We start from the raw sequence: 14,262 nt of genomic DNA on the forward strand, positions 1-14,262 counted from the left end.
CCTGCCCATCGTCCTCGTGGCCACCTTGGTGGTCATCAACCTGCGCGGCGAGGCCCGCGACGATTTCCTCGACAACAGCAGCCGGGAAATCCGCCAGGTCGGCAACGCCATGAACATCTTCTTCCAAGGTATCGACCAGAACGTCGACTACCTTGCCGCCCAGCCACTGGTCGCCAGCACGGGCAACAACCTGAACAAGTTCATGAGCGCCAACCCGTCCTACGAGCTGGGCGAGCAGGATCGGCAATTGCTGGATGTGTTCACCCGTTTGGCCGAATCGCACCCGGGCTACGCCTATGTGGCCTACGGCGTCAACGATGGCGGCTATGTCGGCTGGCCAGCCGGACAAAAGTTCGTCAACTACGATCCTCGCCCGCGCCCCTGGTACCAACTGGCCATGGCCAACCCCGGCAAGACCGTTCGCACCAGCGCCTATTACTGGGCCCCCGACGACGCCGTGCTGATCAGCACCGTGCGCGCCGTGCCCAACCAGCTGGGCAACCCGGGCGGGGTGGTCAACATCGACGTCTCGCTCAAGGGCCTGACCGAAATCGTCAAGCAGATCAAGCTCGGTGAGAGCGGCTACCTGATGCTGGTGGAGAACAACGGCAACGTCATGGTCGATCCACGCGATGACAGCCACAACTTCAAGCAACTGGACAGCTTCGGCGGCGGCTACAGCGAACTGGCCAAGGCTGGCAAAGGCCTGGTCGAAGTGGAGATCGATGGTGTGCGCTACATGGCCAACGTCTATCCCGACGCGAAACTGGGTTGGACCTTCATCGGCCTGATCCAACAGAGCGAAGTGATGGAAACCACCACCCGCCTGACCTGGCTGATCGGCACCATCGCCCTGGTACTGGCGGCACTGTTCGCCGTGGTCGGCGCCGCTTTCGCCAAACTCATCGTGCGCCCGATCAACAGTGTCACCAATGGCCTGGAGGACATCGCCCAGGGCGAAGGCGACCTGACCCGCAGCCTGGAGATTCGCGGCCGCGACGAAACCGCGCAACTGGCCAGCTGGTTCAACCAGTTCCTTGGCGCGATCCGCAGCCTCATCCAACACATCGGCAGCGCTGCCAGCAACATCCTCAGCACCTCGAGCAGCTCGACCCGGGTGTCCAACGACATGGCCGAAGCCGCCGGTCGCCAGCGCGAAGCCGTGGACATGGTGTCCACCGCCTTCCATGAAATGGTCGCCACTGCCAACGAGGTCGCGCGCTCCTGCAGTCAGGCCGCGCAGTCGGCCGACAGTGGCCAGCAGCAAGCCCGCGAAGGTCAGCAACAGATCGACGCGGCGGTGCACAGTGTCGACCGTCTGAGCCAGGAGATCGAGCAATCGGCCCAGTCGATCCAGCAACTGGAGCGCGACAGCAACGCCATCCAGTCGATCCTCGGCACCATCCGCTCGATCGCCGAGCAGACCAACCTGCTGGCCCTCAATGCCGCCATCGAAGCGGCGCGCGCGGGTGAACAAGGCCGCGGCTTCGCCGTGGTCGCCGACGAGGTACGCGCGCTGGCCAAGCGCACCGCCGACTCCACCGCGGAGATCGACGGCCTGCTGGGCAACCTGGCCAGTCGTACCGCCGAAGTGGCCGAGCAGATGCACGCCAGCCTGGAAGTGTCGCAGCAGTCGGTGAGTCGCATTGGCCTGGCCCGGGACAGTTTCGGGCAGATCCGCGAGTCGGTGGATGTGATCCGCGACATGAACACACAGATCGCTACAGCGGCGGAGGAGCAGCATCAGGTGGCCGAGGACATCAACCGCCACATCAGCCAGATCCATGGCGATGCGCAACTGGTGGCCGAGCTGGCCCAGGCGGCGCGTCAGGACTCCGAAAGCCTGGCTGGGCTGTCCAACGAACTGGATTCGCTGGTGCGGCGGTTCAGGACCTGAGTGGTTGTGAAGGTTGTAGTGCCGCGCAGTTCGAGCGCCGCCCACGCGGCGCATCGCGGGTAAGCCCCTACAACCGCAACTCCCCCGGCGTAGCCCCGAACAACTGCCTGAACGCCGCGATATACGCCGACGTGGATTCATAACCACACCCCAGCGCGGCATCCGTCACGCTCTCCCCGGCTTCCAGCAGCGCCAGCGACGTCAGCAGGCGCATACGCTGGCGCCAGTTACGGAAGCTCAACCCGGTCTCACGCTGGAACAGGCGCATCAAGGTCTTCTCCGAGCAACCCAGCTGCATCGCCCACTGCCCCAGCGTCTGCGCTTGGTCGGGGTGGGCGATCAAACCGTTGCACAGCGCCAGCAACCCCGGATGACGAGGCAGCGGCAGCGAGAACCCCACTTCGGGCAGCGTACGCAACTGGTCGAGCAACACTGCCACCAATCGCGCTTCGGCACTGTCGCCTTCGGCGTAATCGGCAGGCATCAGGCAAAACTGCTTGATCAGCTCGCGGGCCAGGGGCGTGACCTCCAACACCCGACACCGTGGTGTCGCCCAAGGACAGGCATCGCGACGTACGTAGAGACTGCGCATCTCCGCCTGCCCCGACGTCACCACTTCGTGCTCGGCATCGGCTGGAATCCAGACGCCCCACTGCGGCGGTGCGAAGTAGCTGCCGTCGTCGGTGTAGACCCCCAGCACACCACTGATCGCATAGGAAAACTGCACCCAGTCGTGGCGATGACGGGTGGTCCAGGAGCCCGCGCCGAGGCTTTCGGCGCGTGCATAGAGTGGCCTGGGCAACTGCGCCAAGGCGGGGATGGGACGAGGAAGACCGAGGGTCGGCATGACGGTTTCTTCAAGTTCTGACCTGCCAAGCCTAACAGAGCCACGTCAGCGTTCGACGATCACCGTCACCCCCTGGCCACTGGCCGCGCAGACCGAGATCAATCCACGCCCCTTGCCCGCCGTGGCCAGCAATTTGGCCAGATTGGCCAGGATGCGCCCCCCGGTGGCGGCGAACGGGTGCCCTGCGGCCAGTGAGCTGCCCTTGACGTTGAGCCGGCTGCGGTCGATGGCGCCCAGTGGTGCATCCAACCCAAGCCTGTCGCGGCAGTAGTCAGCATCCTCCCAAGCCTTGAGGGTACACAGCACCTGCGCGGCGAACGCCTCGTGGATCTCGTAGTAGTCGAAATCCTGCAGGCTCAGCTTGTTGCGGGCCAACAGCCGCGGCACTGCATACACCGGCGCCATAAGCAGCCCTTCCTGGCCTTTGACGAAGTCCACCGCCGCGGTCTCGCCATCGACCAGATAAGCCAGCACCGGCAGGCCCTGTTGCTCGGCCCACTGTTCACTCCCCAACAGCACCAGCGAGGCGCCGTCGGTCAGTGGCGTCGAATTGCCAGCCGTCAGCGTGCCCTGCCCGCTCCGGTCGAATACCGGTTTGAGCTTGGCCAGCTGTTCCAGGGTCAGGTCCGGGCGCAGGTTGTTGTCGCGGCTCAGCCCCAGGTAAGGGGTCAACAGATCGTCCTGCCAACCCTCGGCATATGCCGCGGCCAGGTGCTGATGGCTGAGCAAGGCCAGTTCGTCCTGCTCGGCACGGCCGATGCCCCAGGTCTGGGCCATGCGCTCGCAGTGCTCGCCCATCGACAGCCCGGTGCGCGGTTCGCCATTACGCGGCAGTTCAGGTTTGAGATGCCCAGGTCGTAGCTTGAGCAGTGGTTTGAGCCGCTCCCCCAGGCTGCGCCCACGGTTGGCCTGCAACAGCAGACGCCGCAAACCCTCGCTGACCGCGATCGGAGCATCGGAGGTGGTGTCGACGCCTCCGGCGATGCCGCTTTCGATCTGGCCCAGGGCGATCTTGTTGGCCACCAGCAAGGCCGCCTCCAGACCGGTACCGCAGGCTTGCTGGATATCGTAGGCCGGTGTCGTCGGCGCCAGACGCGAACCCAGTACGCACTCGCGGGTCAGGTTCATGTCGCGCGAATGCTTGAGCACCGCGCCCGCGACCACCTCCCCCAGGCGCTGGCCATGCAGCCGATAGCGCTCGATCAGGCCTTCCAGGGCGCTGGTGAGCATGGCCTGGTTGCTGGCCGTGGCATAGGCGCCATTGGAGCGGGCGAAGGGAATTCGGTTGCCGCCCAAGATCGCGACCCGGCGAGATGAACGCATGCGCATGCTCCTCCTGAAACAAATTGATCCGTAGAGACTAGGCGTTTTTACCGCTTTCGAACGACCTGGTCATAAAGTTGGTCCACACTTGCAAGCTTGCCTTCAGGGAGACCCGCACATGAGCGACCGCTATCTCGGCTTTGCCAATTCCAACCTCGGCCGGCGCTTGGTCGACGCACTTGGCCTACCCCGCCCGGCGCCGCTGGAACGCTGGCAGGCCGGGCGCCTGCGGCCGGTGGAAGGCGCGCTGGTGATTGGCGGCGGGCCGCTGGCCGCAGCGGTCGAGGCCATCGCTGCCCGGCTGACCGACGAATGCTACAGCTTCAACGGCGACAGCTTGCAATCCCCCGCCTGGGTCGCCGGCATGGGACCGAAGATCAAGGCCCTGGTATTCGATGCCAGTCATCTCTCCGACAGCGATGCGCTGCGGCAGTTGCGCGAGTTTTTCCAGCCATTGCTGCGCAGCCTCGCCGCCTGCGCGCATGTGGTGATCCTCGGTCGCGCCCCTGAGCGCCTCAGCGACCCGCTGGCCCGCGTCGCCCAGCGCGCCCTCGAAGGCTTCAGCCGTTCATTGGCAAAGGAGTTGCGCAATGGCGCTACCGCCCAGCTGCTGTACGTCGACGAAGCTGCGCAAGACCAGCTCGAAGGCGCCCTACGCTTCTTCCTGTCGCCCAAGAGCGCCTTCATCTCAGGCCAGGTGCTGCGCCTGCAGGCCTGTGCGCAACAGGTCGAGGACTGGACCCGGCCATTGGCCGGGCGCCGGGCGCTGGTCACCGGGGCGGCCCGCGGCATCGGCGCCGCCATCGCCGAAACCCTGGTGCGCGACGGCGCCGAGGTGACGCTGCTGGATGTGCCACAGGCGCGCAACGACCTCGAGGCGCTCGCCGAACGCCTCGGCGGCAGGGCCCTGGCCCTGGACATCTGTTCGAGCGACGCAGCGACGCAACTGATCGAGGCGCTGCCCGATGGCATCGACATCGTCGTGCATAACGCGGGCATCACCCGCGACAAGACCCTGGCCAACATGACCCCGGAGTACTGGGACGCCGTGCTGGCGGTCAACCTTAAAGCCCCTCAGCTACTGACCCAGGCACTGTTCGAAGCCGGTACGCTCGGCACCGATGCCCGGGTGACCCTGCTGGCATCGGTCAGCGGCATCGCTGGCAACCGTGGCCAGGCCAACTATGCGGCGAGCAAGGCCGGACTGATCGGCCTCGCCGAAGCCTGGGCCGCCACGCTGGCCGAACGCGGGGGCAGTATCAATGCCGTGGCCCCGGGGTTCATCGAAACCCACATGACCGCCGCCATGCCGATGGGTCTGCGCGAAGCCGGACGACGCCTGAGTTCATTGGGCCAGGGCGGGCGCCCGCAAGATGTCGCCGAAGCGATCGCCTGGCTTAGCCAGCCAGGCTCCGGCGCGGTCAACGGCCAGGTCCTGCGGGTCTGCGGCCAGGCACTGATGGGGGCCTGAAGATGAATCGACCATGGCACGACCTGCAGCACCCTGATTCGCGCGCCAGCCTCTACCTGCGTGCGGCCAGCAAGCGCTCCATCAGCGGCGACAGCCTGCCAGCCAGCGGACTGCGCTGCTGGGCTCGTGTGCAACCGAACAACCTGGCGGAATACCGCAAGCTCTGCCATTTCACCGACGACGGTCGCCTGCCGGCCACCTATCCACACATCATGGCCTTCCCCCTGCAATTGCAATTGCTGACCGCCAAGGACTTTCCCTTCCCCCTGCTGGGGCTGGTGCACCTGCACAACCGCATCGAGGTGCTGCGGCCAATGGGTGGCATTGATGGCCTGCGGTTCGCCGTTCATGCCGACAACCTGCAACCACACGCCAAGGGTGGCACCTTCGACCTGATCAGCGAAGCCGAGGACGGCCTGGGGCTGCTCTGGCGCGAGACCAGCCGCATGCTGGTCCGCGGGCTGCACCTCGACGGCCTTGCCGGCGAGGCCGACGAGGAGCCCGCTGAACCGCTGCCCGAAGCCACCCGCTGGTACGCCGACAGCGATATCGGTCGGCGTTATGCCAGGGTCTGCGGCGACTACAACCCGATTCATCTGAGCGCGGTCAGCGCCCGGCTGTTCGGCTTCCCCACGGCCATCGCCCACGGTATGTGGACCCAGGCGATGGCCATGGCTGCCTTGCGCACGCATCTGCCCAACAGCGGCTATGCCTTCGAGGTGGATTTCCGCAAGCCGGTGCGCTTGCCCTCGGAAGTGCGGCTCAGCGCCAGCCCGGCTGGGCCCAGCGGGCTATTGCGCCTCGATGGCCATGCAGACCTGCTGCATATGGTCGGGCGATGGGAGCGGTTATAGCCTCTTGCTTTGCACCGGGCCTGCACCGAAGCTATACGGCATTAGGAGAGCCCCGATGAACCTGCAAGAACTCACCCAACGTCTGCACCAGATCCGCGACAACAATGACTGGCGCCGCTTCCACAGTCCGAAGAACCTGGCCATGGCCGCCAGCGTCGAAATGGCCGAGCTGGTCGAAATCTTCCAGTGGCTGAGCGAGGACGAATCCCGCCAATTGCCGCCCGAGAAACTTGCCCACGCCGGCCAGGAAGTCGGCGACGTCATCCTCTACCTGTTGCTGCTGTGCAGTGAACTGGGGCTGGACATGGATCAGGTGGTCCGGGCCAAGCTGGCCGACAGCGAAAGGCGCTTCGCCCGATGAACGACCGCCATTTCGATGAGCTGGCCACACGATTTGCCGAGAAGATCTACGGCGGCGCCAAGGGCGCGATCCGTCTCGCCGTGCTCCAAGCCGACCTTGCCGAGGCCCTCCCCGATCGTCCTTTGCGCATTCTCGATGTCGGTGCCGGACTCGGTCACATGTCCCTGTGGCTAGCCGAACGCGGCCACCAGCTGACCCTGGCTGAACCGGCCGCACCGATGCTCGAAGGTGCCCGCGCGCGTTTTGCCGAAGCCGGCCAGCGGGCCACGTTCATCCAGGCCCCCTGGCAGGACCTGTTGGGCCAATTGAGCGAGCCGTTCGACGTGGTGCTGTGCCACGCGGTGCTGGAATGGCTGGCCGAACCGGCGAGCATCCTGCCGGTGCTGCGACAGCTGACGGCGCCAGACGGCTGGCTGTCGCTGGCATTCTACAACCGCGATGCGCTGGTCTATCGCAACCTGCTCAAGGGCCACTTCCGCAAGTTGCGCAGCAATCGGCTGGAGGGCGAGAAGCAGAGCCTAACCCCGCAAAAACCACTTGATCCGCGTGAGCTCAAGGCGCAACTTGAATCCTTGTGGGAGGTCGAAAGCGAGAGTGGCGTGAGAGTGTTCCACGATTACATGCCCAAGGAATTCCAGGCCAAGGTCGAACTGCTCGATCTGCTGGAAATGGAACTGGCCCACCGCCGACACCCCAGTTTCGCTGGGCTCGGTCGCTACCTGCACTGGATCTGCCGTCCGCGCTGAGCGCCTGCCAGGAGGAACCATGCCGTACCGTCCGCTGTACCTGGCCCTGTTGCCTTTCGCCCTGGCTGCCTGCCAGGGCAGCAACCCTTACGTCGCCAGCAGCAACCCCCTGCCACCGGCCCCGTCCGGCGCCGCCAGCACCTTCGATGCCAGCGCCTATCCGGCGCCGGCTCGTGACTATGGGCGGTATCGCAGCTGGAGCTGGCGCAACGGCCAGTTGCCGCGCGGCACCGCTGCCGCCGATCCGGCCCAAGTGGCCGAGGCGATCAGCAACGCCCTGGACCAACAAGGCCTGCGTCCGGCGAGAGATGCCAAGGCCGACCTGCTGGTGAGCGCCGATATCCGCCTGGAGCGGCGTCTGCGCCAAGTGCGTGACTATGACTACTACGACCCGTATTACGGCCCGTATCCCTACGGGGGCGTCGGTTTCGGCGGCTACCGCAACGGTTACGGCGCCTATGGCAGCGTGCCGATCGTGCGTACCTATGAGGTGCAAGTGATGGTGGTGCGCATCGACCTGTTCGATGCTCGAAATGGCCAGCCGGTATGGAGTGCCAGCGCCGAGAGCGGCAGCGACAAGGACTCGCCACGCGAACGTGAAGCCGCTCTGCGCGACTCGGTGCACAAGGCACTCAGCGGCTATCCTCCCAGCTAACGTTCAACGGAGATCCATCATGTTGCGTCGTCTCGTACTCATGACGTTCGCGTCGATACTCGCCGCCTGCTCGAGTAGCAATGTGCAGCAGGACTACGACGCCAGCCGCGATTTCGCCGCCTACCGCAGCTGGGCATGGCAGGAACCTGCGTTGCAATACCGACCGGACGATCCACGCATCAAGAGCGACCTGACCGAACAGCGCATCCGCCAGGCGGTCGCAGACCAACTCGACCAGCGCGGCCTGCGACCGGTCCAGGGCAATGCCCGGCCTGACCTGAGCGTGCAGGCCTACCTGATCGTCGAGCAACGCCAGCAACAGATCACCACCAACTACGGCGGCGCTTGGGGCGGTTACTGGAATGGTTACTGGGGCGGGCCGATGTACAACGAAACCCGCAGTGTCGACTACAAGGTCGCGACCATCCAGGTCGACCTGTTCGACACCCGCGACGGCAAGCTGGTATGGCGCGCCAGCGCCGAGCAGATCATGAACAACTACCCACCCAGCCCCGAGGAGCGCAACAGCGCCATCCGCAATACAGTGGCCAAGGTCATGGACAACTATCCACCTGGTAGAGCCAAGTAACCGCGTGTCCGGGCGAGGGCGTTCGCGCTCGCCCTGCTCACGACAAGGCAATTAGCCATCACCCTGACTACACTCCTGGAACCGTCGCCATGCCTGACCTGCGCTGGCCGGCAAAGGAGTGCCCGTGGTCTTTCGATCCCCCAAACGCCAACGCGGTGCGATCGGCCTGATGGCCGCGTTGACCCTGGGCTTGGCGTTGTTGATGATGCTCCTGGTCGTCGACAGTGGCCGCCTGTACCTGGAGCAGCGCAAACTGCAGCGTATCGCCGACATGGCGGCGCTCGAGGCGGTCAATGCCGGTGCCGATTGCCTGGGCCCGTCCAGCAGCGCCCTGGCCACGGCGCGCAGAGCGGCGACCCGCAACGGCCACCCCAGCGAGACCGGCCGTTCACTGTTGGCCGAGTGCGGCAGCGTCACGAGCGGAGCCAGCGGCGTAAGGACGTTCGCCCCCGACGCCAGCAAGAACGAGGCGATCCGTGTCACTGTCGGGCATGACGTCGCCAGCAGCGTCGTCACCGGCGCCTGGTCGCTGCTCAGCGGCACCTCGGCGTCCACTCTGACGCACTTGCAGGCCCAGGCCACAGCCGGTCGCAGCGGCCCGGCGCTGGCCAGGCTGAATATTCGCAGCAGTCTGGCGGTCATCGACACGGCCAAAAGCAATCAGCTCAATGCATTGCTCGGCGCCCTGCTCGGTACCCAGTTGCAACTGGGCGTAGCGCAATGGCAAGGCCTGCTCGACGCCAACCTCAACCTGCTGCGATTTCTCGATGCCTTGGCCGTGCAGGCCAAGATCAGTGCCGGCGATTACACCGAGTTGCTGCAACAGACCGTGAAACTGGGTGACGTGCTCGCCGTGATGGCCGAGGTGGCGAAGCAGGACAACGCCCTCGTCGACCTCAGCGGGCTGCTCGACCTCAGCCTGGCGGCGCAGAACGCCGGCGGTATCGTCCTCGGCGACCTGCTCAACATCCAGAACGGCACCACCCAGGCCGGCCTCGATGCCAGCCTGCAGGTGCTGCAACTGGTTCAGGGGATGATTCAGCTCGCCAACAGCCAGCACGCCGCCGAGGTGACCCTGCCGATCAGTGTGCTGGGGCTGGCCAATGTCAGCACCCGGGTGAAGATCATCGAGCCGCCGCAGTTCTCGGCCATCGGCGATCCTGCCCTAGCCCTGCCCAACGCGCCCCAGGCGGCTGGGCAGATCTATGTGCGTACCGCCCAGACCCGGTTGTTGCTCAAGATCGACCTCGGGCCGCTGTTGGGCGGTCTGAACCTGGGTATCATTCAGGTGCTGCCCAACCCGAGTCTCGACGTCGGTCTGGAGGTGGCCAGCGCCAGCAGCCACGTGATCGACTACGATTGCAGCTCGCCGGCCAGCAAGCGGCTGCGCGTCGACAACGACGCCGCCGCAGTGAAGCTGATGATCGGTACGATCGACAGTGGCTCGTTCTTTTCCTCCCAGAATCCGGCGAATGCTGCGCCACTGGTGCTGCTGAGGGTCCTGGGCATCGACATCGGCCTGGGCGCTAACTCACCGGTCTTCGCCCACAGCGAGACCTACGACTTTCTCAAACCCCCAGAGCTCGATCAGACCCCGCCAGCCAGTCGCACCATGAACACCCAGGACATCGTCGCCAGCCTCGGCAAAACCCTGGCCGGGCTCGAATTGACGCCCCGCATTCCGCTGGTGAGCCTGCTGCTCGATCTGGTCACCGGTTTGATCGGCGGCTTGCTGGGCTCATTACTGGACCCGCTGCTCAACAATCTGCTGGCGCTGCTCGGCATCGATCTCAACCAAGTGACTGTGGAGGCCAACCTGAGCTGCCACAGTGGCCGACCGCAACTGTTGATCTAGGCCCGCGGCAAGCGCACCTGGAAACAGGCACCCGCCTCACCGTTACCGACGTCGAGGCTGCCGCCCATGGCCGCCACGATGCCATGGCTGACCGAAAGACCCAGGCCGGTGCCCACCCCTGCCGGCTTGGTGGTGAAGAACGGCTCGAAGACCCGCGCGTGCAACAGCGGGTCGATACCGCCGGCATTGTCTTCGACCTGCAAGCACAGCCCTTCCTCGTCAATGATCTGGCTGACCTCGATCCACGGCTTGGCGATGCCACGCTCGAGCAAGGCGTCCCGGGCATTGACCATCAGGTTGATCAGCACCTGTTCAAGCTGGTCCTGCTGACCGGACACGTATGCCTGCGACGTCGGAGCACAGAGACGCAGGGCCACCCCCTTGCCGCGCAGTCCTTCCTCGAGCAACCCGACCGCGCCCTCGACCGCTGTCCAGGCAGCGAAGCGTTGTGGCTCGACCTCCGTACGCCGGCCGTATACCCGCAGATGGTCGACCAGACGCGAAGCCCGCTCGATCTGGCTGTCGATACGCTGCAGTTTCTCACCCAGGTAGACCAGGTCGGCGGTACCGTTCTGCAGCCGCGTGAAGGCGTTGGCCAGAGCCAGACGCATCACGCTCAGCGGCTGGCTGATTTCGTGCACCAGACCAGTGGCCAGTTCGCCGAGGCTGGCCATCTTGGCGCTTTGCAACAGCTGCCGCTGACTACGCCGCACCTCGGTGTTGTCCCGGCCTACCGCCTGGATTTCGAGCAGCTGGCCTTGTTCGTCGAACAACCCCCGTTCGGCCCATACCCACCACGCGTGCTCGCGTCCCGGCAACTGCAGACAGACCTCGGCGCTGCTCAACGGCTGGTCGAGAGTCAGCGACTGCAGGCGCTGCACGAAGGCAGCCCGCTCGCTGGCCGACAACCATTGGCCGAGGTTCTGACCCAGCAGTTGCGCCGGGCTGTCCTGCAATTGCTCGGCCAGGGGCTGATTGGCGAACAGCAGTGTCAGATCGGGGCGGTAACGACAGATCATCGCTGGCGAATCCTCGACCAGCACACGGTAGCGCTCCTCACTCTGGCGTACGCGCTCGGCCGCCTCGGTCGCTTCGCTGACATCCAGCCACAGTCCCACCACCTCCTGTGGCAGGCCAAGATCGTCATACAGCAGGCGCGCCTCGTCGAGCACCCAGTGATAACCGCCGTGGACATCGCGCAGACGGTAGCGACTGCGCACCTGACCTTGACGCAACAGGGCCTGGGTACGCTGCAACCACAGCTCACGATCGTCCGGATGCACCGCCAGGCCAGGCTGGCGGGCCAGCTCGCTGTCCGCCTTCCAGCCCAGCAGGGGCATCAGGCTGGCACTATAGAACTCACTGTGCAGGGCGCCCTCGGCATAGCGCTGGATGTAGATCACCGCAGGCGAGCTGGCGATGAGGTTCTCCAGGCGCGCTTTCGCCGCGTCGGCTTGCAGTTCCTGGGCCTTGAGCGCACTGATGTCGAGAGCGAAGCCCCCCAGGCGCTGCCCTTGCCATTGCCCGCTCCAGTGATACCAGCGCACCTGGCCTGGCGCATCGTCGTCGAGCGAGCGCAACGTCAGGCTCAGCCCGTGGCCTTCACGCACCTGCTCCAAGGCCAGTTGCGCCGCCTCGCGGTCGGCGGGGTGCAGATGCGCCAGCCACTGCGCGACACTCGGCTGGGCAGGTAGGCCCAACGTGTTGGCCAACTGCTCGTCCAGCTCCATGTGCCCTGGCTGCGACCACGCCCAGCCGCCAGCACCCAGTTGCCGCTGCAATGCCTGCAGGTGGCGCTGCTGCTGGCGCAACTGGCCCAGGCGCAGCCGGCTCAGCAACGGCTCGGCCAACGCGTTCAGCAAGGCCACGGCCTCATCGACCTCAGGCAACGATTCGGCGCCGGCACAAAGTAGCCAGGCCTGGCAGACAGCCCCTTGGCGCAGTGGCAGCAGGCACAACGCAACGCCGCCGCACAGTGCCTGCAGATCAGGATGCACGCCGGCATCGAGCACTGGCTGTCCGGGCAAGCCGGTCAACCAGGATTGCAATCGTTCATCCCGCGGCCAGGGCCAGTCGGCATCGCTGGTGGCATAGCAACGCCAGCCCGCTTCGTCGACGAGCATCAGGTGCAGCGCCGATGCCCGCCAGTGCCGGGCCAGATCCTGCAGTTGCAGCGCGGTCACTGGCGCCAGGCGTTGCTCGTCGCAGTCGCGCAACGCCTGGCCAAGTCGCATTTGCCATTGCTGGCGGCTGTCATGGTGGCGTTCGCGCAGCAAGTCGCCGATGTCGAACACTTGCAGCAACCAGGCTTCGCCTTGGCGCATCAGCCAACCGCGGGTATGCAGGGTGTTGCCCCCGGCGGCGTGCCAATCCAGGTCGAGGGGCTGGCCCTGCCAATCGCCGGGAAGGCCTTCTATCACCAGCCAGCTGTTGCGTTCGAGGTAGTCGCGCAGCGGTCGAGCACCGCTGTTGGGCACGGCGAGCGCCGTGCGCAGCGGACCGCCCAGGCGCTGCACCGTCCCCTCGTCGTCGAGCCACGCCTGCAGGCCCACGGCCATCGGCATTGGCGTGGCAGGTTGTGCAGCACCCCGCCAGCGATCGAGCAGCCCCGTCACAGCTGAAGACTCGCTTCTGCTTGCAAGGCTTCGGGCAGGCGCGGGACGTCGCCGATCAATGGCAACTTGAACACCGGCATGACCCGGCTCAGGCGTTCGCTGGGATAGCGAATGCTCACCGTCAGCAGCTTGTCCACCACGCTCACCTGGACGTCGCTGGCGGACTGGAAGCCCAGGCTGCTCGGCATCCATGCCAATTGCTGGTCGATGACCTGGCGCGCCAGGGTCTGGACGTCACCGGCATAGTTGGCGCTGGCAGGGTCCAAAGCTACGCAGCGGCGCACCGCTTCGCTGCTGGCCTGATTGAAGGACTGCAGCACGAGCATCGGCAGTGCATAGCTGACAAGGCCGTGGAAAACGGCGAAGAACACCACGAATACAGCGACAAACTCGATGGCTGCCGCGCCTTTTTGCCCTCCCGCCAAGCTGGTTCGCATGTTCGCGTCTACCCTGACAATGAAACCTGAGTGACAGCATAGATCCGTTCAACGAATAGGGATGGCAATTGGCCAATGCAAAGCATTGTTCTCCTGATGTGGCTTGCCTTGTGCACTGAACAAGATATCCGTGAACGCCAGATTTCCAACCTGCTGACACTGGGCGTGGCCGCCTGTGCACTGGTCTGGTTGTTCAGTACCGGCCACAGCTGGATCGGCGCCGACGCCAGCGACGCGGGCTGGGCGCTGGCCATCGTCATGCTGCTTACCCTCCCCGGCTACATGCTTGGGCGCTTCGGTGCCGGCGACGTCAAGCTGCTCGGGGCGCTGGCCCTGGCTACCAGCCATCAGTACGTGCTTGGTACGTTCATCGGCGCAGGCATCACCGTGCTGTTGTGGATGATCGCCCGCAGGCGCCTGTGGACCTTGCTCAACCCCAAAGTCAAGAAGCGCCTGCAGGCACTGGCCGAGCAAATGGATGACAAGCAACCGTTTGCGCCCTACGTGCTGGCCGGCTTTCTATTGACCGCTGTATGGATCCAATGAGCGACCCTGTGGTCGGATGCCTTGTACAAACCTTGTACATAATCGCCAAGTGCGACTATGTTCTAG

The 14,262-nt window shown here is 65.2% G+C and carries 13 protein-coding genes and 1 pseudogene; 10 read left to right on the forward strand and 4 right to left on the reverse strand.

What is annotated here, in order from left to right; translation table 11 throughout:
• Nucleotides 1-109: 109 nt before the first annotated feature.
• Nucleotides 110-1,039: pseudogene (locus E2H86_RS26710) on the forward strand (HAMP domain-containing protein); the annotation flags it as partial.
• A 129-nt stretch (nucleotides 1,040-1,168) separates the two neighbouring features.
• Nucleotides 1,169-1,897, forward strand: a complete 729-nt coding sequence (locus E2H86_RS26715; protein ID WP_409524738.1) for a methyl-accepting chemotaxis protein — start codon at nucleotides 1,169-1,171, stop codon at nucleotides 1,895-1,897.
• Nucleotides 1,898-1,964: 67 nt separating this feature from the next.
• Here E2H86_RS26715 and E2H86_RS02645 read toward each other — a convergent pair whose 3' ends face one another.
• Nucleotides 1,965-2,744: an AraC family transcriptional regulator gene (locus E2H86_RS02645; protein WP_133324453.1), complete on the reverse strand. Its 780-nt coding sequence runs from the start codon at nucleotides 2,742-2,744 to the stop codon at nucleotides 1,965-1,967.
• 45 nt (nucleotides 2,745-2,789) lie between these two features.
• Nucleotides 2,790-4,067: an acetyl-CoA C-acetyltransferase gene (locus E2H86_RS02650; protein WP_133324455.1), complete on the reverse strand. Its 1,278-nt coding sequence runs from the start codon at nucleotides 4,065-4,067 to the stop codon at nucleotides 2,790-2,792.
• Between the two features lie 118 nt (nucleotides 4,068-4,185).
• Between E2H86_RS02650 and E2H86_RS02655 the strand changes: the two genes are divergently transcribed.
• The 7 genes from E2H86_RS02655 to E2H86_RS02685 all read left to right on the forward strand — a co-directional run bounded on the left by E2H86_RS02655 (nucleotide 4,186) and on the right by E2H86_RS02685 (nucleotide 10,598).
• Nucleotides 4,186-5,538, forward strand: coding sequence for a 3-oxoacyl-ACP reductase (locus E2H86_RS02655; protein WP_133324457.1), 1,353 nt, complete (start codon nucleotides 4,186-4,188; stop codon nucleotides 5,536-5,538).
• A gap of 2 nt (nucleotides 5,539-5,540) precedes the next feature.
• On the forward strand, nucleotides 5,541-6,392 hold the full coding sequence (locus E2H86_RS02660; RefSeq protein WP_133324459.1) for a MaoC family dehydratase: 852 nt from the start codon (nucleotides 5,541-5,543) through the stop codon (nucleotides 6,390-6,392).
• Nucleotides 6,393-6,447: 55 nt separating this feature from the next.
• Entirely contained in the window at nucleotides 6,448-6,753 is a 306-nt protein-coding gene (locus E2H86_RS02665; RefSeq protein ID WP_133324461.1) for a MazG-like family protein, read from the forward strand.
• Nucleotides 6,750-7,499, forward strand: a complete 750-nt coding sequence (locus E2H86_RS02670; RefSeq protein ID WP_133324463.1) for a methyltransferase — start codon at nucleotides 6,750-6,752, stop codon at nucleotides 7,497-7,499. Before E2H86_RS02665 ends, E2H86_RS02670 begins: the two co-directional genes overlap by 4 nt.
• 19 nt (nucleotides 7,500-7,518) lie before the next feature.
• The gene (locus tag E2H86_RS02675; RefSeq protein ID WP_133324465.1) at nucleotides 7,519-8,154 is read left to right on the forward strand and encodes a DUF4136 domain-containing protein; all 636 of its coding nucleotides are present in this window, start codon (nucleotides 7,519-7,521) and stop codon (nucleotides 8,152-8,154) included.
• 19 nt (nucleotides 8,155-8,173) lie between these two features.
• Nucleotides 8,174-8,743 carry a DUF4136 domain-containing protein gene (locus E2H86_RS02680; RefSeq protein WP_133324467.1) on the forward strand — a complete coding sequence of 190 codons (570 nt, stop codon included), beginning with the start codon at nucleotides 8,174-8,176 and terminating at the stop codon, nucleotides 8,741-8,743.
• A 124-nt stretch (nucleotides 8,744-8,867) separates the two neighbouring features.
• Entirely contained in the window at nucleotides 8,868-10,598 is a 1,731-nt protein-coding gene (locus E2H86_RS02685; protein WP_133324469.1) for a TadG family pilus assembly protein, read from the forward strand.
• Here the strand turns inward: E2H86_RS02685 and E2H86_RS02690 are convergent.
• Entirely contained in the window at nucleotides 10,595-13,213 is a 2,619-nt protein-coding gene (locus tag E2H86_RS02690) for an ATP-binding protein (protein ID WP_439958276.1), read from the reverse strand. The two genes, E2H86_RS02685 and E2H86_RS02690, sit on opposite strands and share 4 nt — an antisense overlap.
• Nucleotides 13,210-13,650 carry a TadE/TadG family type IV pilus assembly protein gene (locus E2H86_RS02695; protein ID WP_133324471.1) on the reverse strand — a complete coding sequence of 147 codons (441 nt, stop codon included), beginning with the start codon at nucleotides 13,648-13,650 and terminating at the stop codon, nucleotides 13,210-13,212. The genes E2H86_RS02690 and E2H86_RS02695 overlap by 4 nt, the downstream gene beginning before the upstream one ends.
• Before the next feature lie 75 nt (nucleotides 13,651-13,725).
• Between E2H86_RS02695 and E2H86_RS02700 the strand changes: the two genes are divergently transcribed.
• On the forward strand, nucleotides 13,726-14,196 hold the full coding sequence (locus E2H86_RS02700; RefSeq protein WP_133324473.1) for an A24 family peptidase: 471 nt from the start codon (nucleotides 13,726-13,728) through the stop codon (nucleotides 14,194-14,196).
• The last annotated feature ends 66 nt before the right edge of the window (nucleotides 14,197-14,262 follow it).

Source organism: Pseudomonas putida (assembly GCF_004357765.1).
GTDB classification, from domain to species: domain Bacteria; phylum Pseudomonadota; class Gammaproteobacteria; order Pseudomonadales; family Pseudomonadaceae; genus Aquipseudomonas; species Aquipseudomonas putida_U.

Coding starts and splice junctions, on each gene's coding strand:
- E2H86_RS26715 (WP_409524738.1), top strand. CDS start 1,169: ATGGTGTCCACCGCCTTCCATGAAATGGTCGCCACTGCCAACGAGGTC.
- E2H86_RS02645 (WP_133324453.1), bottom strand. CDS start 2,744: ATGCCGACCCTCGGTCTTCCTCGTCCCATCCCCGCCTTGGCGCAGTTG.
- E2H86_RS02650 (WP_133324455.1), bottom strand. CDS start 4,067: ATGCGTTCATCTCGCCGGGTCGCGATCTTGGGCGGCAACCGAATTCCC.
- E2H86_RS02655 (WP_133324457.1), top strand. CDS start 4,186: ATGAGCGACCGCTATCTCGGCTTTGCCAATTCCAACCTCGGCCGGCGC.
- E2H86_RS02660 (WP_133324459.1), top strand. CDS start 5,541: ATGAATCGACCATGGCACGACCTGCAGCACCCTGATTCGCGCGCCAGC.
- E2H86_RS02665 (WP_133324461.1), top strand. CDS start 6,448: ATGAACCTGCAAGAACTCACCCAACGTCTGCACCAGATCCGCGACAAC.
- E2H86_RS02670 (WP_133324463.1), top strand. CDS start 6,750: ATGAACGACCGCCATTTCGATGAGCTGGCCACACGATTTGCCGAGAAG.
- E2H86_RS02675 (WP_133324465.1), top strand. CDS start 7,519: ATGCCGTACCGTCCGCTGTACCTGGCCCTGTTGCCTTTCGCCCTGGCT.
- E2H86_RS02680 (WP_133324467.1), top strand. CDS start 8,174: ATGTTGCGTCGTCTCGTACTCATGACGTTCGCGTCGATACTCGCCGCC.
- E2H86_RS02695 (WP_133324471.1), bottom strand. CDS start 13,650: ATGCGAACCAGCTTGGCGGGAGGGCAAAAAGGCGCGGCAGCCATCGAG.
- E2H86_RS02700 (WP_133324473.1), top strand. CDS start 13,726: ATGCAAAGCATTGTTCTCCTGATGTGGCTTGCCTTGTGCACTGAACAA.